This is a genomic window from Hominiventricola sp. (assembly GCF_057604405.1).
Window position 1 is genome coordinate 108,958 of the sequence record NZ_DBLYVB010000006.1, and the last position, 22,475, is coordinate 131,432.

The 22,475-nt window shown below is 42.9% G+C and carries 24 protein-coding genes; 3 read left to right on the forward strand and 21 right to left on the reverse strand.

The genetic code is table 11. The features are described from left to right. Positions 1 to 5 precede the first annotated feature (5 nt). The 10 genes from ACZMB2_RS06030 to ACZMB2_RS06075 all read right to left on the reverse strand — a co-directional run bounded on the left by ACZMB2_RS06030 (position 6) and on the right by ACZMB2_RS06075 (position 8,580). Positions 6 to 848, reverse strand: a complete 843-nt coding sequence (locus tag ACZMB2_RS06030; RefSeq protein ID WP_487595978.1) for a PTS system mannose/fructose/sorbose family transporter subunit IID — start codon at positions 846 to 848, stop codon at positions 6 to 8. A gap of 14 nt (positions 849 to 862) precedes the next feature. Continuing rightward, a complete protein-coding gene (locus ACZMB2_RS06035) occupies positions 863 to 1,603 on the reverse strand; it encodes a PTS mannose/fructose/sorbose/N-acetylgalactosamine transporter subunit IIC (protein WP_487595979.1) in 741 nt (246 codons plus the stop codon). A gap of 14 nt (positions 1,604 to 1,617) precedes the next feature. Further along, positions 1,618 to 2,109 carry a PTS sugar transporter subunit IIB gene (locus ACZMB2_RS06040; RefSeq protein ID WP_487595980.1) on the reverse strand — a complete coding sequence of 164 codons (492 nt, stop codon included), beginning with the start codon at positions 2,107 to 2,109 and terminating at the stop codon, positions 1,618 to 1,620. Position 2,110: 1 nt separating this feature from the next. Then, positions 2,111 to 2,536: a PTS sugar transporter subunit IIA domain-containing protein gene (locus ACZMB2_RS06045; RefSeq protein ID WP_487595981.1), complete on the reverse strand. Its 426-nt coding sequence runs from the start codon at positions 2,534 to 2,536 to the stop codon at positions 2,111 to 2,113. Next, positions 2,533 to 3,018: a PTS sugar transporter subunit IIB gene (locus tag ACZMB2_RS06050; protein WP_487595982.1), complete on the reverse strand. Its 486-nt coding sequence runs from the start codon at positions 3,016 to 3,018 to the stop codon at positions 2,533 to 2,535. The genes ACZMB2_RS06045 and ACZMB2_RS06050 overlap by 4 nt, the downstream gene beginning before the upstream one ends. Positions 3,019 to 3,069: 51 nt before the next feature. Further along, entirely contained in the window at positions 3,070 to 3,462 is a 393-nt protein-coding gene (locus tag ACZMB2_RS06055; protein WP_487595983.1) for a PTS sugar transporter subunit IIA, read from the reverse strand. Positions 3,463 to 3,731: 269 nt separating this feature from the next. Further along, entirely contained in the window at positions 3,732 to 6,260 is a 2,529-nt protein-coding gene (locus ACZMB2_RS06060) for a sigma 54-interacting transcriptional regulator (protein WP_487595984.1), read from the reverse strand. Between the two features lie 32 nt (positions 6,261 to 6,292). Next, positions 6,293 to 6,571 (reverse strand): hypothetical protein, encoded by a 279-nt coding sequence (locus ACZMB2_RS06065; protein WP_487595985.1) that lies wholly within the window; start codon positions 6,569 to 6,571, stop codon positions 6,293 to 6,295. A 51-nt stretch (positions 6,572 to 6,622) separates the two neighbouring features. After that, positions 6,623 to 7,603, reverse strand: a complete 981-nt coding sequence (locus ACZMB2_RS06070) for a diaminopimelate dehydrogenase (RefSeq protein WP_487595986.1) — start codon at positions 7,601 to 7,603, stop codon at positions 6,623 to 6,625. A 44-nt stretch (positions 7,604 to 7,647) separates the two neighbouring features. After that, a complete protein-coding gene (locus ACZMB2_RS06075; RefSeq protein ID WP_487595987.1) occupies positions 7,648 to 8,580 on the reverse strand; it encodes a LysR family transcriptional regulator in 933 nt (310 codons plus the stop codon). Positions 8,581 to 8,704: 124 nt separating this feature from the next. On the opposite strand from ACZMB2_RS06075, the gene ACZMB2_RS06080 reads away from it, so the two are divergent. Both ACZMB2_RS06080 and ACZMB2_RS06085 read left to right on the forward strand, forming a co-directional pair. Further along, entirely contained in the window at positions 8,705 to 10,000 is a 1,296-nt protein-coding gene (locus ACZMB2_RS06080; protein ID WP_487595988.1) for an adenylosuccinate synthase, read from the forward strand. Positions 10,001 to 10,005: 5 nt separating this feature from the next. After that, the gene (locus ACZMB2_RS06085; protein ID WP_487595989.1) at positions 10,006 to 10,698 is read left to right on the forward strand and encodes a YoaK family protein; all 693 of its coding nucleotides are present in this window, start codon (positions 10,006 to 10,008) and stop codon (positions 10,696 to 10,698) included. Here ACZMB2_RS06085 and ACZMB2_RS06090 read toward each other — a convergent pair. From ACZMB2_RS06090 to ACZMB2_RS06120, 7 genes are all read right to left on the reverse strand, one after another. After that, entirely contained in the window at positions 10,688 to 11,386 is a 699-nt protein-coding gene (locus ACZMB2_RS06090) for a response regulator (protein ID WP_118769057.1), read from the reverse strand. The genes ACZMB2_RS06085 and ACZMB2_RS06090 overlap by 11 nt on opposite strands. Next, complete coding sequence (locus ACZMB2_RS06095; RefSeq protein WP_487595990.1) at positions 11,379 to 13,343, reverse strand: ATP-binding protein; 1,965 nt, start codon at positions 13,341 to 13,343, stop codon at positions 11,379 to 11,381. Before ACZMB2_RS06095 ends, ACZMB2_RS06090 begins: the two co-directional genes overlap by 8 nt. Positions 13,344 to 13,424: 81 nt before the next feature. After that, positions 13,425 to 14,072, reverse strand: coding sequence for a potassium channel family protein (locus ACZMB2_RS06100; RefSeq protein WP_308458286.1), 648 nt, complete (start codon positions 14,070 to 14,072; stop codon positions 13,425 to 13,427). A gap of 27 nt (positions 14,073 to 14,099) precedes the next feature. After that, entirely contained in the window at positions 14,100 to 15,434 is a 1,335-nt protein-coding gene (locus ACZMB2_RS06105) for a TrkH family potassium uptake protein (protein ID WP_487595991.1), read from the reverse strand. Between the two features lie 284 nt (positions 15,435 to 15,718). Continuing rightward, complete coding sequence (locus ACZMB2_RS06110) at positions 15,719 to 16,186, reverse strand: DUF2284 domain-containing protein (protein WP_308458288.1); 468 nt, start codon at positions 16,184 to 16,186, stop codon at positions 15,719 to 15,721. 52 nt (positions 16,187 to 16,238) lie between these two features. Beyond that, positions 16,239 to 17,597 carry an MATE family efflux transporter gene (locus ACZMB2_RS06115; protein ID WP_487595992.1) on the reverse strand — a complete coding sequence of 453 codons (1,359 nt, stop codon included), beginning with the start codon at positions 17,595 to 17,597 and terminating at the stop codon, positions 16,239 to 16,241. Between the two features lie 2 nt (positions 17,598 to 17,599). Beyond that, complete coding sequence (locus tag ACZMB2_RS06120; protein WP_487595993.1) at positions 17,600 to 18,430, reverse strand: MerR family transcriptional regulator; 831 nt, start codon at positions 18,428 to 18,430, stop codon at positions 17,600 to 17,602. A 103-nt stretch (positions 18,431 to 18,533) separates the two neighbouring features. On the opposite strand from ACZMB2_RS06120, the gene ACZMB2_RS06125 reads away from it, so the two are divergent. Continuing rightward, positions 18,534 to 19,868, forward strand: coding sequence for an MATE family efflux transporter (locus ACZMB2_RS06125; RefSeq protein ID WP_487595994.1), 1,335 nt, complete (start codon positions 18,534 to 18,536; stop codon positions 19,866 to 19,868). Between the two features lie 34 nt (positions 19,869 to 19,902). On the opposite strand, the gene ACZMB2_RS06130 is transcribed toward ACZMB2_RS06125, so the two are convergent. The 4 genes from ACZMB2_RS06130 to tig all read right to left on the reverse strand — a co-directional run bounded on the left by ACZMB2_RS06130 (position 19,903) and on the right by tig (position 22,475). Next, positions 19,903 to 20,025 (reverse strand): HD domain-containing protein, encoded by a 123-nt coding sequence (locus tag ACZMB2_RS06130; protein WP_487595995.1) that lies wholly within the window; start codon positions 20,023 to 20,025, stop codon positions 19,903 to 19,905. Positions 20,026 to 20,054: 29 nt separating this feature from the next. Beyond that, on the reverse strand, positions 20,055 to 20,192 hold the full coding sequence (locus tag ACZMB2_RS06135; RefSeq protein ID WP_487595996.1) for an HD domain-containing protein: 138 nt from the start codon (positions 20,190 to 20,192) through the stop codon (positions 20,055 to 20,057). 67 nt (positions 20,193 to 20,259) lie between these two features. Then, the gene (gene fba / locus ACZMB2_RS06140) at positions 20,260 to 21,228 is read right to left on the reverse strand and encodes a class II fructose-1,6-bisphosphate aldolase (protein WP_118770451.1); all 969 of its coding nucleotides are present in this window, start codon (positions 21,226 to 21,228) and stop codon (positions 20,260 to 20,262) included. A 134-nt stretch (positions 21,229 to 21,362) separates the two neighbouring features. Continuing rightward, complete coding sequence (gene tig / locus ACZMB2_RS06145; protein ID WP_487595997.1) at positions 21,363 to 22,475, reverse strand: trigger factor; 1,113 nt, start codon at positions 22,473 to 22,475, stop codon at positions 21,363 to 21,365.

A 22,475-nucleotide genomic window follows, 5' to 3' on the forward strand; every position in this document is an offset into this window, starting at 1 on the left:
ACTAGTTAAAAGAATCCAATTAATGCCCCAACCAGACAAACCCCAATTAAAATAAGCAGGATTTTCAGCATAGACATTTTCTTTACTTTCATCAAATAAAAGACACCAAACACAAGCGCCAGCGGAAGAATTCCAGGTGCAATCTGATCTAAAACTTCCTGTAAACTGATAACTTTTCCAAATACATCCACTTTCAATGCTGTCGAAACTGTTACAAATGAAGCCGATAATGCACCCATCATAAACATTCCTAAAATAGAACCTGCCTGAATCAAGCTTTTTACCAAGCCGCCCTTTAACACTTTTGCTATAGAGTTCTTGCCTAATTTATATCCCATGTTAAACATAAAACGTCCGATAAAGAAGTCGAATATGTTATATGCAATAATCAGAAGAGCTCCAAAAATGTTTCCCTGCATAGCAAAGGATGCACCCATTGCGTTAATAATTGCCATAAAGCATCCACCTTCGAGAGCATCTCCGATACCTGCCATTGGTCCCATCAAGCCTGTTTTAAAACTTGAAATGGTTTCTGCTGGTATGTCATTGCCATTGGCCTTTGCCTCTTCCATTGCCAGTACGCTTCCCGGAATCACTGCACCAATCATAGCCTGCGTATTAAAAAATTCCAGGTGGCGTTTTAAAGCTTCCTTGAGTTCATCTCCCGGTCCGTACAGCTTTTTAAGACATGGTGCAAATGCATTGCAAAAGCCAAGGGCCTGATACCGTTCAAAGTTCAACGTCAACTCACAGCCCATCCACCAACGCAAATATACGTTGCGAATATCTTTTTTAGATAAACGTGGCATCTGTTTTTCCTGTTCTGTCTTTTCCATCATATCCATCATATTATCTTCCCCTCCTATTCTTCTGTTTTTGTCGCAAATGTAGCAAGCAGAGCAATACATACACCAAAGATCGCAGCTCCTACAACTGAAAGTTCAAAAAATTTAACCATATAAAACGCGATAATAAAGAGCGGAATATATTTGTTTTTTCCAATCACAAAAATCGTCATTGCAAATCCAAGAGCCGGAAGAACTCCACCCATAACTGTCAATCCTGTCATAATCCAAGCCGGAATAACATTTAATACCTGCTGAACTAAATCACTTCCGAAGTAACTTGCTACAAATACAACCGGAAAACGCAGGAAGAATCCAAAAATCAAAGAATATATCGTCGCGCAACGCCATATTCCTCCAATATCTCCCTGTTCAGCAAATTTGTCTGCTTTCTGGATTAGAAATGCATTACCTGTACGACGAACATTATTTAAAAACACACCAATAATTCCTACTGGAATCGCAATACTGACAGCTACTTGAGGATCTACTCCCGTCTGCAGAACAACCGGAATCGCAATCAGACCTGCAAGCATTCTGTCAGCCGGCAAATTTCCTCCGGCATTAACCATACCAATATAAATTACTTCCAGACTGGCACCCGCAATCAAACCAGTTGTCACATCTCCATATAAAAATCCAAATACCATTCCGATTACTGTCGGTGAAATGACAATTGGATAAATCGTATAACCAATAAAGCTTCCGCCAAGCCAATACCATACTGCCGCCAAGAGCGCTGTTGCAATTGTTGACATAATATTATTCTCCTTTATTCTTTAAATTTTTTAATTATTTCATCAAACTTCACTTGTGGTTCTTCTGGAATAATATGTGCAAAGATTTCCACTCCCTGTTCGTGTAATTCCATAATCTGCGCTACATCTGTTTCATCCAGGGATACTGCTGAAATGATCTTTTTCTTTCCTGGAGACTGCGGAATTCCACCCAACTGCAGGGATTCAAAATGCAATCCTTCCTCATAAGCTTTTGTTGCCTGTGCAAGAGTTCTAAAAAGCAGCAGAATTTTGCCTTCTCCCATTTTGTCCTTTTTAAATTCTTCTGCCGCGCGCGTAGTAGAATAAATCTCGACGGACATGCCACTCGGAGCCGCCATCTGATAAATATCTACCATAAAACTATCCTTTTCCAATTCATCATCTACAATTACAATCCTGTTGCCATTCGCTATGCGCGACCATTTCACAATTACCTGACCGTGAATCAATCTGCTGTCTATACGTGTGAGTGTGATATTTGCCATTCTATATCTCTCCATTTTCATTAAATTTCTGGAATTCAGACACCAAATCAGTTGTCTTGATCCGGCTTTGCCGGCACAATTCATCCGTAAAAACGGTTCTTTCAACGTTCTGCTCTAAAAGACAACTAATTTCCATTAATAACTGAAGTGACAATCCGCTATACGCAAGCAATCCATATTTCAAAGCAATACTTAAGGCTGTTTGAAAAGTTGTGCTTCCATATAAATCACATATGAGGATTACATCTTTTTTCTGATTTACATATGCATCAACGTCCCGATAGTATTCTACTGCTTCGGTATCTTTTCTCAGTGGAAATACTTTAATAGGAATATTCGTTCCAAAATACTGTACATAATCTTCATATAAGTTTTGTCCCCAATTTCCATGACAAAGCAAAACTATATGAGAACTCATTTCTTTCATTCCTCCTTTTCCCCAAGCAGCAGCGTATTCAGTACAATGGGAATCTCATCAGGTATCACTTGATGAATGATCTGAATTTTTTCTTCTGCCAAATACTTAAGAATTTCAATTTCTTCTTCTTTTAGATAGACTCCGTTCGTAAGTTTTCTCTTGCCAATTCCTGCAGATGTGTGCCCTATATTCAACGTACCTCTTAGAATCTTACAATCAAATAAAATGCGTGCTGCCCATGGATTGGAAATTAGAACAAGGCTATCTTTGACATTTTTTTGCAAACTTTCAATTTCGTTTACTGAAAAAAATAACAAATCATATTCTCGGGATATGGACATCCTAATAATGCTCTTTTTCTGAGAATCATTGGCTGTCTCATTATCAAAAACAATAATTTTTGATAATTTTCTTCCACTTAGCCAGCGATATAGTACCTGTCCATGTACTAACCTGTCATCCCAACGCACCAATATCATTTTTCTTACCACCTTTGAATACTTTCTTTTTACAGTCCCTATTGCATCCTTTTTTCAATCTGGTTACGCCGATAACTGATCGATTACTTTTGTTGCTTCTGATGCAGCATTGACTGCTTCTTTTGCCATTTCTTTTACGTCTTTTTCCATATTTCGTGCCTCAACAGCGCCAAACACCATAGACATATTTACTCCGGTTGCGACAATCATGTTTTTCTTTTGTTTCGCAAAGGCATTAGCAACATTGCTTGGAGAACCTCCAAATAGATCTACCATGCAAAAAATGCTGTCATGCGAATCAATAAAAGGCTGTATTTCTTCCTTAAATTCTTGTAAACTCTCGTCTCTGGCCAAACCAAATGCTTTACATTCCGGTATTTCACCAAAGATCATTTCACAGCTTTTTAATAATTCTTTTCCGAAATTTCCATGTGTTACAATTAAAAGTCCTGTCATTTTTTCACCTCCCTCTTTATCTATAATAATGAGCAATTCTCATGCCAATTCTTTTGTGTGCCTTGCATTTAATTATGCCTGTCATTCATAATCGGTTTATTTTCAACAAAAAAAGAGAATCCCCACCGATCATCCATTCTGATGTTCAGACAGAATTCTCCTTTAAACAACACACTTCTTACTGTTTAAAACTTAGATTCTTTAAAAAATACTGTGTGTCATCTTTTGTGTCAAAATTTGCATTTTGTTTTTTCAAAAGTTCTAATGTGTTATTTGTGTGTCATTCCAATTTCCGGATATTCGTAAATAATAACCTCCATTATATGACAAATTTCCTGTGGATTTATCTCAAGATCATAATATTCTTCTAAAGGGCAAAAACTTTTTTTAACTATACGATAAAGATCTGTCCATTTTTTTATAAAATCTTCATAGCCATTAAACAGAAGTACCTCTCCCGTATACATACGTTCTACCATACACGCACTATGAAACATGAATTTTACAATAAAATCATCCGACGTTGATACTTTGCATTCCATGCAAATTTTTTTCAATATCGGTTCCAATATGTTATATACTTTCTCTGCATCCAGAAAATGCAGGATTTTTCGCAGATTCTTTATCAGCATTCGATCAAAATATCTCAGGTTGATATCATCATCCTCTTTTGCTTTGTACGAAGTCAGATGACTCACAATTTGATAGACTTCCTCCAGATCTTTTTTCTGCAGCAGCACAAGATTCGCAGCTTCAATAGCCACAGGTGTACTTATGGAATCTACTATTCGTACACGAAATCCACATTTTTCTTTCAATGGTTTTTCAAAAGAACAAATAGAACCCATATCTGCTAAGATTAACACGCCTGCCCCTCTGTCAATTTTTTCAATCATTCTAACTGTTTTTTCATAAACATTTTGAATGTTATCATCCAAATGCATATTGATATAATAGATTTCATCTGTTTGCAGGACTTCTTTTGCAACCTTCGCCATACTGCTTGCCGTTGAATCTCCGTGCATAATAATCAATAATGCAACTTTTTCTCTGTCCTTTCCTGATATCAAAATTTGGAACAATCCCGAAAACGTCTGGATATCTTTCTCTTCATAATACCAATTTCGTACGGAAGCTATCTCATCAAACATCTGCCATACGATCTTATCATTGAAATCTTTCGGTTCTAAATATAATCCTTTATTATTTTCTCTTCTTTTTACTTTTCCAAGATGATAAGCCAACAACTGCGCGCAGTACTGTACTCTGTCTAAATTATGTTCGCATATCTTAACATACTTACTAATAAGATCCACTAACTGCCTGTCTACAAGAGTCTCCATTACAGATTTGTTACTTGAAAATGTAATTTCATCCGTTCTCGTAAGTGATAAGTATTGCTCCTTTAACTGTACAACATATTCAAGCAGTTCTGTTCTCTTCTCTTTTTCTGCCTTATCCTCTCTGTCCCCACTTTCACTTATCTGCCCTTCGCTCCCGTAAGGCAAAGGAGAAAGATATAAAAAAGAGCCAATATTCTCCATCGGATATGTAATCTCGGCCGGAAGAGAATAAAAGAAACCACGGTTAAACTTATTTGAGTACTCAAAAACATCTTCTTGTAAATGATCTGGTATATCGATCCGTTTTATGGATAAAATCTTCTGGTGGTCCGCTTCTGCTCTAAGAAAAGCATTCGCACATGTAAACTGAACGTCACTTTTTAGCTGACCGATATTTCCTGTATAGTTTCCTTTTAGAAAAATACAAAGTATTTCCCTCTCTATTTGTATTTTCTTTCCTATATCAGACGCTTCATTGCTAAAAAAACTGTTAATCAACATAAGACGTTCTTTCATGCTCTTCTGAGCCATTGAACTTAAACGAATATGCATTGGTATACGGCGCAGGAACGTATTTAACATCACTTTGGTCGGTTCTTCTGTCGTTGCGGCAATGATACGGACTTCTGCCCTCTGCGGTTTCCCTGTCTGACCGAGCTTACGATATTCATTCTTATCCATTAATGAAAAAAGCATTTCCTGTCCTTTTGCCCCGAGTCTATGAATTTCATCTAAAAACAGAATTCCTCCATCAGCTTCTCCTACTAAGCCTTCACGCTCGCCATTAGCACCTGTAAAACTTCCTTTTACATATCCAAATAATTGCGAAAGAAGGAGCTGCTCATTGTCTGCATAATCCGCACAATTAAAAGAAATGAATGGTGATTTTTCTGTCAATACTCCTTTCTCAATTGCATATTGATACATTTTTTTAGCGAAAAGAGATTTTCCTACTCCCGTTTCTCCTGTCAGCAGCGTTGCCAAGCCAAGCGGTGGATATAACACTGCTGCCTTCGCCTTCTTTACCGCATCCGCGAGAGAATCATCATAGCCTATCAGACTTTGAAAAGCAGCTTCTTTTTTTTCAAATTTTTGCACGGTTACTTTTGAGAATGACATTAATTCTTTTATGCTTCCAAATTCTCCTGCAATTTCAGCATCCGTTCCTATTAGTTCTTTTATTTCCTTCAAGGAAAAATACTGTGCCGGACGACTTTTCACTTTCACTGTCAGACCTTCTCTGACAAGTATGTTCAGCTCTCTGCTTACGTTGCTGCGATCTATATTCAATATATCTGCCAACTCTTGCGTCAGAGCACCTTTCTGCAATGTACCATACAACAAAATTTGTTCTCTAGTATGCATGCTTACCCATTCATAAATCCGATCACGCCTTGATTTTTGTCCCATTTTCATTTTCCCCTTTTTTAGGTAGCTCATAATTTTCTCAGCCACCAGCGCAATCCGTTTCCGTAAACTCCTTACTTCTAAAGCCCTGCAAAGAACAGTTCGTAGAAATCATCCTCGCCCTCCAGCATTGGGGAGTTCTCCCCGCCGCCGTTGGTACTCCGGCGCATGGCCGCATAGGCTTCTTCTCCGGCCGTGATGAGATCCATCTCATAAATCTCATAGCCCAGCTCCCGGCATTTTCTGCAGAATGCCGCAAAGGGCTGGTCTTCCTTTCGGGTTGCCAGCAGTGCTTCCTTCAGTTTCGGATCATGAAGCGCTTTCTGTTTCAGTTTGTCCAACATTTCTGCAATTGCCATATGCGTACCTCCTTATGATTCTCCTTCTGTCACAGGATATGATTTTCTTCCTTACAGAAGCGTTTTTCTTAATTCTGCACCGTCTTTTGCGCTTAAATATGCCGGTGCAATGTCAAATACGGTCTTGCAGCCGGTCTGTCCCTCTTTATAGAGACGATAAGCAGCTCTTGCATAAGCTACGATCACACTGGAAGTGAACTCCGGATTGGAATCCAATTTCAGGCTGTATTCGATTACATGATTATTTTCCAGGTTCCAACCGGTCTTTCCGGAGCGGATCACAAATCCACCGTGAGGGATTCCGCTATGATCTCTCTTTAACTCTTCTTCGCTGATAAAATGAACGGTCGTATCATAATCAGAGAAGTAGTTCGGCATATTTTTAATGGTTTCTTCTACCTTTGCAGCATCAGCACCTTCTTCCAGTACAACGAAACACTCTCTGGTATGTTTCTGTCTTGCAGTCAGCTCCGGATTCTCACCATTTCTTACTGATTTCAGTGCAGACTCCACTGGAATGGTGTACTGCTTGCCATCTTTGACACCCTCTACCCGACGGATGGCATCTGAATGTCCCTGGCTGACACCTTTTCCCCAGAAAGTATAGTCATGACCTTCCGGAAGAATCGCATTGGCATACATACGATTCAAGGAGAACATACCCGGATCCCAGCCTACAGAAATGATGCCCACATGACCGCTCTTCTTTGCCGCCTCATCTACATCATCGAAATGCTCCGGAATTCTTGCATGGGTGTCGAAACTGTCTACAACATTGAAAAATTCTGCATATTTCGGGGTCTGTACCGGAAGATCTGTCGCACTTCCGCCGCAGAGAATCATTACATCAATCTTGTCTTTCCACTGCTCCACATTTGCCACGGAACAAACGGCCGCAGTCTCTGTCAGTACAGATACCGTCTCCGGTGCCCGTCTTGTAAATACGGCCACCAGCTCCATGTCCGGGTTCTGCCTGATGGCACACTCAACACCTCTTCCGAGGTTTCCATATCCTAAAATACCAATTCTCATAATTCTATCTCCTTATATATATTGTCCGATTTTATTTATTAATTTTACTTTTTGTATACACGTATGTCAACAGATTTCTCCGGTTCTGCGCTGCCTCCCAAAATCAGATTTTTAAGCTGCCTTGTCGGTGCATTCAGAGAATGTTCCACATCATATACCATACAGATCTGCCGTTCCGGAACAGGATCCTGCAGCGCAATCTGCACAATTTCATGACGTGCGATAGCTTCTTCTGCTATCTTCTCCGGCAAAAAGGCAAGTCCCAGTTCATTTTTCACAAGAGGCAGAATCTGATCTGTTGTCGCCACCTCCGTATCCGGTGTCAGCTCCAGACAATGTTTCAGAAAAAACTGGCTGTAGAACTGATAGGTCATCGTTTCCCGTCCAAGGCAGATCATGGGATAGTTCTTCACCTCTGCCAGAGAAAGCACCTGGCTGCCCAAGGCGGTAAAGGTCTTCCCCCCTACCAGAATTTCCCGAAACGATTGCAGAACTATCTTTTTCAGCGGAGGTTTCATCTCTACTGGAGTGGTCACCACCGCAAACTCAATCTTTCCGCTCTTTACTGCCTCAACAGCCTGGGGTGTGGAATGGTTATACAGTTTCAGGCGGATTCCCGGATATTTCATATGGAAGCTTTTCAGTTTCTCAAGCAGGAAAATATTTAAGGCAGTCTCGGTTGCTCCTATGGAAATACTTCCTCGAGAAAGTCCCCCACTGTCTCCTAATTCTTCCTCAGCCGCAAAGAGCTGTGTCATCGCGGCAGAAACACGGACATATAGCCGCTCTCCCTCCGGTGTCAGCTGAACACCTCTGTTGGTGCGGATAAAAAGGCTGCACTGTAGCTGTTGTTCCAGGCAGTTCATGGCCCTCGTCACATTAGGCTGACTGTTCCCTAATGTTCTTGCCGCCTTCGTAAAATTTCCATACTTTGCAACGTAATAGAAAATTCGGTAGTAGTCCATGTTGACATTCATGTTTTTTCTCCTGCCATATCATTTTCTGATGATTATCATATCAATAATAGTTTTTACATATTTCTATTCTCTCAGTATAATGGAATTCGTTTCAAAAAACAACAACCGAAAGGGGATCATTAATATGTTAACAGCAGTTACAGGTATTAACTGGGGAGATGAAGGAAAAGGTCGTGTCATTGATCTGCTCGCAGAGCAGGCTGATGTAGTTGCACGGTATCAGGGCGGTAACAACGCCGGACACACCGTTGTTACCGACCAGGGTAAGTTCGTACTGAACCTTCTTCCCTCCGGTATCCTTCACTCCAATGTCGTATGTATCTTAGGCGGCGGCATGGTCATCGATCTTGAACATCTTGCCGGGGAAATCCAGCAGATCCGCGAAAAAGGAATCACGGTCACACCGGAACATCTAAAGCTGTCCCGCCTGGCTACCATTTCCATGCCATGGCATCGGATTCAAGATGAACTGGAAGAAGATCGTCTTGCCAAGACCGGTTCCGCCTTCGGTTCTACCCGCCGCGGAATCGCCTATGCCTACAGTGATAAATACAGAAAGAAAACACTCCGTCTGGGAGATCTTCTCCATCTGGATGAGGAGCCTGTACGTTCCCGTCTGAAGACGATGCTGGATGCAAAAAATCTGGAGCTGGCAGGCTGCTATCATCAGGAGCCCATGTCCTACCCGGCACTGCTTGCCTGGTGTGAGAAACAGGCTGAGCTCTTTGCACCCTATATCTGCGATACCGGAAGTTATCTCAGCCAGGCGCTCTTAGAGGGCAAAAAAGTCGTTCTGGAAGCACAGCTCGGCGCTATGCGTGACATTGACTATGGTATTTTCCCATATACCTCCAGTTCTTCCACCATTGCTGCATACGGACCTATTGGTGCCGGAATCCCGGGAACCCCTCTGGACCACATTGTTGGTGTCCTGAAAGCTTACTCCACCTGTGTAGGTGCAGGACCCTTTGTCGCAGAAAAGGCCATGTCCGAATCCTGGCTGGAAGAACTCCGTCAGGCCGGTGGAGAATATGGAGCCGCTACCGGACGGCCGCGCCGTGTAGGACCCTTTGATGCAGTGGCCAGCCGTTACGGTCTGAAATGCCAGAATGCGGATCAGATTGCTCTGACCAAGCTGGATGTATTAAGTTCTTTAAAGGAAATTCCGCTGATTATTGCTTATCAGAAAGGTGCTGAGAAAATCACCGAATTTGATCCTACAGAAGATATGGACAACTGCATCCCGGTCATCGAAATGGTACCCGGATGGCAGGAGGATATTTCCGGCTGCCGTACTTATGAAGAACTTCCGAAAAATGCCAGAAACTATATCGAAACATTGGAACGCCTTCTGAATCACAAAATCCAGATGATTTCCGTGGGCGCGCGCCGTGACCAGTATCTGATGAAGGAGATTTAAATTTTATGCATCACAAAGCCCATAAACAAATGTCCGAGGCCTTCCTGACGGCTGCTTTTCTGTCCATATCAGGCGGTCTCCAGGATGCCTATACCTATCTTGCCAGAGGAAATGTATTTGCCAATGCCCAGACCGGAAACATCGTTCTCTTAAGCCAGCATATTGCGAATGGAGACCTTGCTTCTACTATTCACTATCTGATTCCTCTGTCCTTTTTTGCATTGGGTGTTGCTGCTGCTGAAATCATTCACCAATGCTACCAGCAGGCACAACGCATCCACTGGAGGCAGTTAGTATTAGCGATTGAAATCCTGCTCCTGTTTGCTGTCGGATTTCTCCCCGACTCCTGGAACCTGATTGCCAATTCCATGGTATCCTTCTCCTGCGCCATGCAGGTACAGGCATTCCGTAAAGTGAACAGCTATGCTTTTGCCAGCACCATGTGCATCGGTAATCTCCGCAGCGGCATGGAATCCCTGTGTGCCTATTTTAAGACCCGCAACAAAGATGTGCTGATAAAATCAATGCACTATTTTGGTGTTATTTTACTGTTTGCTTTTGGTGCCGGAATTGGCGGACATCTGCTTCCGCGTCTTGGCATGCGCACGATCTGGCTGTCCTGCCTGCTCCTCCTCGTCAGCTTCCTGCTCATGTTTATCAAAGAAGAGATCGAGGAGCATCCGGAAATCAAACTTTAAGCATCCGATACCCAATTCCGATATGTGTCTGTATATAAGCAGTTCCGTTTTTATCCGGTTCCAGTTTTCTTCGCAGAGTTGCCATAAAAACGCGAAGGGATGCAATATCATTTTCCGAACTGCTTCCCCAGATCTGCCGGGTAATGTAGGTATGTGTCAATACCTTCCCGACATTTCTGGCCAGCAGACATAATAACTTATATTCAATTGGAGTAAGATGCAGTTCCTCTTCCTTCAGGTAAGTGCATCCTGCCGTGTAGTCGATCTTCAGGTCTCCATTTTCAAAAACGGACGTATCCTGCATTTCTCCCATACCAAGCATGGCAAGACGCCTTATCGTTACACGGATTCTTGCAAGCAATTCTTCTACGGAAAAAGGCTTGGTAATATAATCATCCGCACCTGCGTCCAACGCTTCGATCTTATCCGCATCTTCGCTTCTGGCACTGATCACGATGATCGGCACATTGGACCAGGTACGGATTTTTTTGATCACATCTACGCCTTCCATGTCCGGCAATCCCAGGTCCAACAGAATAATATCTGGCTGATGGGAGGATGCTTCCATAATTGCAGTGGTGCCATTTTCCGCAGTAAGATATTTATAGTCATGTGTTTTTAGTGTTGTCACAATCAGATTCCGTACAGGACGGTCATCTTCCACAACCAGGATTAATGTTTTATTCATTTAATATCACCTCACTCAACGGTAACGTAAACGTAAATCTACATCCATGGGGCATATGGTCCGTCAACATAAGCTTTCCCCCATGGGCCTCCACAATCGTACGGCACAATGCAAGTCCCAGCCCCAGACTTCGATGGCTGTCCGCTATGGTATTCTTTCCAGTATAGAACATTTCAAAAATGTGCGGCTTCATTTCATCATCAATTCCCGGTCCATCATCCGTAACACTGATCTTTGCCTTTCCATCTTCCCTGCATCCGCAAATCCAGATGGTCGATCCTGGCGGTGTATATTTGATGGCATTATCTATCAGATTAACCAGCACCTGAATCACCAGCTTCACATCCATCCGGGCAAGAATCAGGTCATCACATTCTGGAATGATCTGATATTCATCATGCTTACGGCTGATATGCTTTAGTGCCTCCATAATGACTTCATCCAGAAGCTGATCTGTGAATTTGAATTTTAACCTTCCATCATGAATTCTTGTAATGGACAGGAGATTTTCCACCACTGCAGTCAGCCACTCTGCATCATCATAAATATCCGAATAAATCTGCTGTTTCATTCTATCATCCAGGCTTTTTCCATTATGAAGAAGCATATCTGCATTTCCGGAGATCGAGCAAAGCGGAGTCCGAAGATCATGAGAAATGGCCCGCAGCAAATCTGCCCGCAGCTGCTCATTCTTTGCCATAATGGCGTTCTTCTCTTTCTCCTCCGCATTTCTGATATTTTCCATGGCAAGGGCACATTCATTGATGACAGAAAGTACAATGCTGTATGCAAAGGAGTCCAGTTCCTCTTTCCCCATGGAAATCCCAATCACACCATATACATAATTTCCCATGCGAATTGCCAGATACAGACATCTGGCCTCACTGAAATGATGCGTCGTTGCGCCGGCACGTTTTCCGTTCTCATATACCCAACGAGCTACGTTCTGTTCCTTTTCATTCAACAGTTCCTGTTCAGAAAAGATTCCCTGTTCAGAAAAAAGAGTCCCTTCCGACAAAATTCCATTCTCCGCCACATAGGTCACAATGCTGCACTCCATCAGCCTGGTCAGCTGTGTGCAGGTAATGTCCAGCATTTCATCTTTGCTTTTTGCCTGCTGCAGCTGACGGTCGGTATCAAACAGAATCTGGGTGCGAAAAGCCTGCTGCGCTGAAATCTTTGCATGTGTTTTCAATTTTGCAGCCAGTGTTCCGGCTATCACGGAGGAAAGCAGCATAATGGCAAGGGTAACCGGATATCCCACTGCATAAGTTTGAAATGACATCCTTGGTTCTGTCAGAAAAAAGCAGAAAAGAAACGCACTTAAAAACGATCCTGCCAGACTGCAGAAATATCCATCCGTAAGAACAGAAGTAAGCAGCACTCCAAGAATATAGATGGTCACCACATTGGTATCTGTAAAATGAAGTTTTTCGAACAAAAGACCAATCACCGTACAGGCAGTAAAAATAAGCAGTGTCAGCAAAAGATCTCTGGCGGATGGATGTTTCCAGTGTATCTCATAATGCCTTTTTCGATAATTTTCTGCCTGAACCGTATCCGGAATGATATGGATATCGATATCCGGCACAAGTTCAATCAGTTTCTCTGTCAGAGTACGTCTGCTGAAAAAATGACTTTTTATTACGCTGCTTTGCCCTATCACAATTTTTGTTACCCCGGATAAATGTGCGTACTCCGCAATTTGTAATGCCACATCCTCCCCGTGGGTCATCACGATTTCCGCACCGGATTCTTCCGCATACCGGATATGAGCTTCCAGTCTCTCCTTATCGGCTGATATGGTTTCTGCCCCTGTCTGTACATATAAAGCAGTAAAGCGGGCATGAAATACGCCCGCCATCTTTGCTGCTGTAGATATGATTTTTTTATTCGTCGGTGATGATGACAGACAGACAAGAATATGCTCGTCCTTTTTTTCCACTATTGTACCCATCACTTCTGCCGCCTTTTCCTATTTTGAAAAAAGTATATCATGAGACCGATTTGTGGTCAAAATCTTTCATCTCTTCCGATCTCAGATGTGAAAACATTTCTGGATTGCTTTATATTCCCCAAGCACCAGCAACGAAACATGATTTTCCAACAGTGTGTCCGGAGTAATCGTCATATTCATTTCTCTGCCGTTTTTCACTGCAATAATATTAATCCTGTATTTTTTCCGGATATCAAGCTCTCCGACTGTTTTTCCTATCCATTCTTTCGGAACCTCTACCTCAAAAATTGCATGGGACGAATCCACTTCCATGTAATCAAGAATATGGTCATCTGTATAACGGATAGATGCCCATTTTGCCACCTGCTTTTCCGGATAAACGACTTTGTCAGCGCCGTTTCGCAGAAGAAATTTTTCCTGTACATCCCGTTCCGCCCGGGAAATCACTAATTTGGCTCCCAGCTCTTTTAGCAGAGACGTCGTTTCCAGAGAATTCTGAAAGCTGTCTCCGATGGTAACAAAACAAATATCATAATTTCCCACTCCAAGAGATTCCAGAAATTCTGCATCTGTACTGTCTCCAATCTGTGCGTTCGTGACAAAGGGAAGAATTTTATTTACCCTTTCTTCATTCACATCTACCGCCATGATCTCATGTCCTAATGAGTGTAACTGCTTTGCAATATGGCTTCCAAACCGTCCAAGACCGATCAGTAATACATTTTTCATTATCCATCATTCCTCTTTTCTCTGTTGTCATCCGATCATTACTTTTTCCATCGGAAATCTTGCATTTGCTTTATTTTTTCCGGAGAACACCGCGTATATCAATGTCAGTCCTCCCACACGTCCCATATACATCAGCAGTATCAGAACATACAGGGAGATTTTGTGCAAGGAAGGTGTGATTCCGAGTGTCAGTCCGACAGTTCCCATGGCAGATGCCGCTTCAAAAAGGCTGCTCAGCATCGGCAGTCCTTCTGCTGTGCTTATCATAATGCCCCCTGCAAGAAACATCATAAAATATAACATGGCAATTGATGCCGCATTTTTAATTACCTGATCATCAATTCTCCGTCCAAATGCACCTGCATGCTCCTGGCTTTTGAAGGTCGCCACTGCATTCAGAAGAAGTACCGCAAATGTAGTCGTTTTCATACCGCCAGCGGTAGAACCGGGAGATCCTCCAATTAACATCAGAAGTATCATGACCACTTTGGAAGCCTCCGTCATCATCGTGATATCCACCGTATTGAATCCAGCTGTTCTTGGTGTGACAGACTGAAAAACAGAAGCCAGAAAGCGGCTTTTTACTGGCAAATATTGAAAATCAGCAAAAAAGAAAAAGCATGCAGGGAAGATAATCAGACATACAGTAGTCGCAAGAATCAGCTTGCTCTGCATCCTGTAATTTTTAAATTTCCATTTATATTCACAAATATCCTCCCAGGTGAGAAACCCAATTCCACCAATGATAATCAGTCCTATAATGACCCCATTGACCAGAATATTGTCAGCATATCCCACAATTGACGGATACAAATGTCCTTCCCTGCCCAGGATATCGAATCCGGCATTGCAGAAAGCTGATATCGAATGGAAGACTGCCATCCAGATTCCTTTCCAGCCAAAATCATGGCAAAAAACCGGTAACAGCAGAAGTGCTCCCATTCCTTCTATAAGAAATGTCCCTTTCAAAATGAATTTTGTCAGACGGACAATGCCCCCTACCTTGGGAGCTGAGATCGCATTCTGCATGGTGCTGCGCTGCATCAGTGAAATTTTTCTTCCTGACATCATGGACACTGCAGCAGCAACCGTTACCACGCCAAATCCGCCTGTCTGTATCAGGATAAGAATGACTGCCTGTCCAAAGGAAGACCAGTAACTTCCGGTATCCTGTACTACCAGCCCGGTCACACACACTGCCGAGGTTGCCGTAAAGAGCGCTTCATGAAAAGGAGTCACTGCGCCTTTCACCGAAGCCCACGGCAACATTAAAAGGAGTGCACCAGACAGGATTACGCCTGCGAAACCTAAAATAATAACCTGGAAAGATGTCAGATGTATTTTGTGTAGATTTTCCGACATATATCATATATTCTCGCTTTCTTTTTTCTTCCATTATATATTATATATGCCGAAAATCAAAGATCGTATAAGAATATTCGATTTGATATTAAGATTGTATTAAGAATATTTGTAACTATTCAGAGCCATGCAAAACTGCGTTCTGCGAATGCTTGCATTCAGGCAGATAAGCAGTTTTATATGGCGAAGTAACCATATGAGCAAAAGGAAAACTTCGAAGAAGCGATTTTGCGAATGGGGTTCTGAATAGTTACGAATATTGTATGTATAAAACCTGTTTTGAATCAATCATGAAATAGAATCTGCGAGAAGTAACGGACCTTGTCGTCATTCGCCCAGCAGGTCATGCCCACAGCATCTGCCATCATCTGCGCATCTACACAGTAAGCCGACATACAGGAATTATGCTTATAGGGACCTGCTGTCATGAGCAGCAAATCTGTCTTTCCGTCTTCTTTCATCCTCTCTGCCAGCGCTTCTGTCAGTTTGTTATGTGCCACTTTAGCTTTCTTAAAATCCATGGAATACTCCTGCATGGTCTGAAGCACCAGTGCTTTTTCATACTTCATTGCATGTTTCTTCATTTCTTCCACCGTTCCGCTCTCCGGTGGACATGCAGGATTCAGATCATAATTTCCGCACCGATTCTCCTCGCAGAAGACACGGTATTCCGGCTTGAATACCAGATCTTTCGTATCCATGATCGCTGCATCTGAAAATCCCAGTTCTTTTGCTGTTTTTATTAAATCCATGATGTATTCCTCTTTTCCTCTGTTTTTGCTGACTGCACGGCATTCTCTTTTTCTATGCGGCTTTCTCCGCAAATTGTTTTTCCAGTTTTCTCATATACAGTACATAGACGATGAAAATCAGTCCTCCTGTAAATACCCAGGACGAAATATACACATTCATGAGCATATCGTAGGTCGGTATCCACCTAAATACCGTTACCAGCCAGATCATACGAAATACCACCGTTCCGAGAATGGTGATAATGGAAGGCTCCAGTGATTTTCCCATACCTCGTAATGCTGCGCTCTCCACCTCGTAGGTGGCAGTCAGGCCCTCCAGGGAACAGACATGGTGCATACGGATGAGACCATACACTGCCACCGCATCACTGATCGTATAGATGCTGACAAAAAAGTCATCCCAGATCATAAAGACTATGCTTAAAATTTCCGTAAATCCCATGCCAAACAGCATACACAGCCAGAAAATCTTCTTACAGCGCTTCAGATTTCCTGCACCAAAGTTCTGACTGGTAAAGGTGACCGCAGCCTGTGCAAAGGCATTGGCAATGTCGTAAGTAAAATACTCAAAATTCAGTGCCAGGGAAGAGCCTGCAATGGCGTCCTCACCAAAACTGTTGATTCCGCTCTGAATAAAGACATTGGAGACAGAAAAGATAGCTCCCTGAATGCCCGCCGGGATACCGATCATCAGCACCCTTTTCAGATCTTTCCACTCGATATGCATCTTATGAAACCGGAACTGGAACTCATCCTCTTTTCCATGAAGGTGCACCAATACCAGAGCAGTGCTAAGCATATTGGAAATGGTCGTGGAGATAGCAACGCCCTCCACTCCCAGTCCAAAGCAGATGACAAATACCAGATTCAGAATGACATTGACGGTTCCGGACAATACCAGATAGTACATCGGTCTTTTGGTATCTCCGTAACTTCTGAGAATCGCCGCACCAAAATTATAAATGGTCATAAACGGAATACCAATAAAGTAAATCCGGATATACAACAGTGCTTCGTTGATCACGCTCTCCGGAGTACCGGATGCTTCCAACACGGTTCTGGCGGTAAGAAATCCAAGTCCCATCAGCACCACTCCCAGAATCATACCAAAGGTCAGAATTGTATGTACCATTCCGCTGATGCGGTTTCTCTGCCCCTGGCCGATCAGATTCGCCAACGCCGCATTGGGACCAACCGCCAGTCCTATAATTAGATTAACGAAAATACCGACCAGCGCTACACAGCTTCCTACCGCTGCCAGTGCCGCAGAACCTGCAAATCTTCCTACCACCGCCACATCCGCGGAGTTAAATAACTGCTGTAAAATGCCGCTGAATGCCAGAGGAATGGCAAAGAGAATTAATTTCCCGGCTAATCCCCCGTTCAACATATCCATTTCTTTTGTTTTCATCTTTATTCTCCACTATCCTTGATTCTCACCGTAATCTCTGTCACATATGCGTCTAGATTTTCTACAGTAAGCACATCAATCAGACATCTCTCGATATACTGATCTTCCACCGCAATTTTATTCGATTTTGCATAAGAAATCAACCGCTCATATGCACCCCCTATATTTTTCCAATGTCCAATATGATAAGCAGTTAAATAAGTTCCCGCTGAAAGGATTTTATAGGCAAGCTTCTGTGGCCGCTTTTCCAGCAGTACAATCGTATTATCATACTGATCATAAATCCCATGTTCCACATCCTTTCCATGCTGAATATAAGCAATCTCATAATCACTTTTAAAGACCGGATTCTTCTCCAAAAACTTTGTCACCATGGCATTTGCTTTCTTATAGAATTCTCCTTCATCATTGCCTTCTATCATACTGTACAAATAATAACGCTCCGGGAATTTCTGTATTCGAATCTCATCTGAGCTTACTGTAAGACCTGTTTCAATTTTCTCTTTATGCCGCGCAATCCAACGTTTCATGTTCTTCAGTTTTGTCATTTCTTTCCGAATTCGTTCTTCTCTTGCTGAAAAAACTTCTATCATCTTCTCTGGACTGCGCGATCCCAATAATTCCCGGATTTCCTTCAACGGCATACCAAGTTCTCTCAAAAGAAGAATCGTATCAAGAAGCTCAATCTGATTTACTGTATAATATCGATATCCTTTTTCCGTGACTAACGCCGGACAGAACAAATTAATTTCATCATAATGAAATAACGTTTCCTTTGTAATTCCCATGAGCTTTGCCAACTCACCTGTAGTCATATAAATATTCTGCTCCATCTGACAAAAATTCTCCTTTCTTCTTGACTATAGGGTTACCCTATAGTATATACTGTCTTTTGTCAATCATTTAGTTTTCGATTTAAAAGAGGAATTTTAACAGATGAATCATTCGATTAATCAGAATATTACCCCTGCGGGGCTTTTGAAATTTGCGGCACCATCCATCATTATGATGGTGTTCATGTCATTATATACCATCGTGGACGGCATCTTTGTCTCACGATTTCTAGGCAGTAATGCCCTGTCATCACTGAATATTGTGTATCCGGTAATCAATGTGGCGATTGCCATTTCCACCATGCTTGGCACCGGCGGCAATGCCATTGTCAGTAAATATCTAGGGGAAAGAAAAGAAGAACGTGCCAGAGAAGCGTTGACCCAGTTTGTCATTCTGACACTGGTTCTTAGTGTCATCCTTCTGATTCTCTCAGAATGTTTTCTGACACCCTTTTCCAGATTTTTGGGTGCCAGTGACGTGCTGCTAGCAGACTGCCGCCTGTATCTCGGTACTTCCATGCTGTTTGCACCGGCCTGTATGCTGCAAGCTGTCTTTCAGTCTTTTTTCGTAACCGCCGGACGTCCGGGACTTGGACTGCTTCTAATGACGGGGGCCGGCATCCTGAATATGATCCTGGACTATGTGCTGATTGTTCCCTGCCAGATGGGCATTGCAGGAGCTGCTCTGGCTACCGGTATCGGGCAGTGCATTCCGGCTGTTTTCGGACTGTTCTTTTTTGCCTTTTCCAGAAATGGACTTCGATTCTGCAAGTTTACCTTTTCCATGAAGGAAATCCTGGATGCCTGCTATAATGGCTCTTCCGAAATGGTATCCCAGCTATCCAATGCCGTGATTACTTTCCTGTTCAACATCGTTATGATGTCTTTAGCAGGCGAGCATGGTGTTGCTGCCATTACCATCCTTTTATACGGACAGTTTTTATTCAATGCTTTTTATCTGGGATTCTCCATTGGAATCAGTCCTGTTATTGGTTTCCAGTATGGTGCCGGAGACCGGGAGAAGCTGCGGAAAATTTATCGAATTTCTTTCCTGTTCGTCACTGTTTCATCCTTTGCGATTGTTACGGCAGCCATTTTCTTCTCACCGACCATCGTGACCATTTTTACCACAGAACAACACACCTGGCAACTGGCTTCTGTTGGCTTCCGGCTGTTTGCTATTAACTTCTTATTCAGTGGAATTAATATTACCTCATCAGGATTTTTTACTGCATTGTCCAACGGAAAGGTTTCCGCCATTATTTCTTTCTGCAGAACACTGGTATTCATCGTCATCTCACTGATGATCCTTCCGCGGATTTTTGGCATTAATGGAGCCTGGATTGCCATTCCGGTGGCTGAATTCCTGACACTTCTCATCACCGGTTGGATGCATCGGACATATTTTCTGGTACCAGGTGAACAGAATTATTTGTAGCTGTTCGTCTGGGCATATACGACCCTGGATATGTTCAATGCCCAAAGTATATATCGGACTCATTATGCTGGATCACCGCTTCCAAATGATCAAGCGCTTTATAAATCTTCGCCTCAACTGTCTCGCGTGCTTCCATCTCCTGATAAAGTGCTGTCATCTCTTCCCTGAAAGGCGAAGGCAGCTGATCTAGTAAGCCATTAGAGACACTCTCCAGCTGTGTTCCGCCACGCTTTCTCTTCGTCCACCGGATGTATCACAATGACGCAGGGTATCCTTTAACTGTTCTGCAGTGTGGAGTGCTTTCATTAAATCCCGCACATTCATTTTTTCCTCCTACACAAAAACCCGTCCGGTTTTCACCGGGCGGGTTTCAAATTCAGTTCGAAAAAACTTAAGCTTTTCCGTTGGATCCAAGAACGTTAACGATCTTGTGAGCAACCATATCTTTAACAGCCTGACGAGCCGGTTTCAGATACTGTCTCGGGTCGAAGTGATCCGGATGCTCAGCCATGTATTTTCTGATGTTACCAGTCATAGCAAGACGGATATCGGAATCGATGTTGATCTTGCAGACAGCGAGCTCAGCTGCTTTTCTCAGCTGCTCTTCCGGAATACCTACAGCATCCGGCATGTTTCCGCCGTACTGGTTAACCATCTTTACGAACTCCTGCGGTACAGAAGAAGATCCATGAAGAACGATCGGGAACTCCGGAAGTCTCTTCATACACTCCTCAAGTACGTCGAAACGCAGTGGCGGCGGAACAAGAATGCCGTCAGCATTTCTGGTACACTGATCCGGAGTGAATTTATATGCGCCATGAGAGGTTCCGATTGCGATTGCAAGAGAGTCACATCCGGTTCTGTCAACGAACTCCTCAACCTCTTCCGGTCTGGTGTAGCTCTCGTGACCAGATTCAACAACAACCTCATCCTCGATACCAGCCAGAGTACCAAGCTCTGCCTCTACAACTACGCCGTGAGCATGTGCATACTCAACAACCTGTTTGGTTACTGCGATGTTGTCCTCGAAAGATTTGGAAGAAGCATCGATCATAACGGAAGTGAATCCGCCATCGATACAGGATTTGCAAAGCTCAAAGCTATCGCCATGATCCAGATGCAGAGCGATCGGAATATCCGGATTCTCAATAACTGCTGCCTCTACCAGTTTTACAAGGTAGGTGTGGTTAGCGTAAGCTCTTGCGCCCTTGGATACCTGAAGGATAACCGGGCTCTTCAGCTCTCCAGCTGCCTCAGTGATACCCTGAACGATCTCCATGTTGTTTACGTTGAAAGCACCAACTGCATAGCCGCCATGATAAGCTTTTTTAAACATTTCAGTGGTTGTAACTAATGCCATTGTTTTGTCTTCCTTTCTTTTCCTATTCTGGCACAAACGTGCCTGTACTTCGTATATTACTACATTTTTTTAAAATCAACAAGGAATTTCTCATAATTTTTGCAGATTTTTTAACAAGCCTCGAAAACAGCATTTTACTCGGAAATCTCTTTTCCATTTTCGGCAATGAGGTCAATGGCCTTTTCCTGAATAATCTGCTCTTTGATCAGTTCCGGATCATAGACCTGCTCAATCTGGGACGGATCATCGTAACCATACTGGGAAGCCAGCGTGGAAAGTCTGTCCTGATATTCCTCATCGCTGACGGTCAATCCTTCCTGCTCAGCTATCGCATGGAACGCAAGGGTCATTTTCACACGGAAAGTAGCGGTCTCCCGATAAGCCTCTCTAAGCTGCTCTTCGGTAACACCCATCTGGCTCTGCAGAAATTCTTCCATTTCCATTCCATACATATTTGCATAGGTCTGATATTCTGTAAGCATTTCATCTGTATAAGCTTTTACATCCGCATCCTCAATTTCAAATTCACTGTTATCGAGCACCTGCTTGATCAGGCTGTACTGCCAGTTATCCTCTGCATCGGTCTGTGCGTCCTGCTCAAGCTCCTCACGGATGGAAGCCTGCATATCCTCAATGCTGTCATAGTCTGTATTTTCCTGTACGTACTCATCTGTCAGTTCCGGCAGATCATAAGCCTGTACACTGTTCACATGAATATCGAACTGTACATCTTTTCCAGCAACTTCCTGATTATAATTTTCTGGGAATGTGAAACTGATCTGGGTATCCTCTCCCGTGGTCACGCCAACCAATTGATTTTCAAAATCCGGAAGCATGGTGCCTGCACCAATCTCTACATCCGTTCCTTCTCCTTTCAGATTGTCGGACGTCTCTCCATTGATATAACCAGTAAAATCAATATTCACCACATCCCCGGTTTCAGCCGGTTCGGTTTTATCCACCAATTCTGCATTTTCTTTCTGAATGCTGTCAATCTCAGCCTGCACATCCTCGTCCGTCACTTCTGCTACGGTTTTCTCAGCCTCCACTCCCTTATACTCTGCCAGATTTACCAGTTTGCTGGTCAGATCTTCATAAAGCGGTGCCTCATAGGCAACATCTGCTCCCGAAGCGTCTGTTTCCGTGTTTTCGATAGTGCTGTCCGTACTCTCAGTTGTTGTCTTTCCGCAGGCACCTAACGTAAGAGTTGCTGCCAATACCGTCATCATTGCTAATTTTCTTTTCAT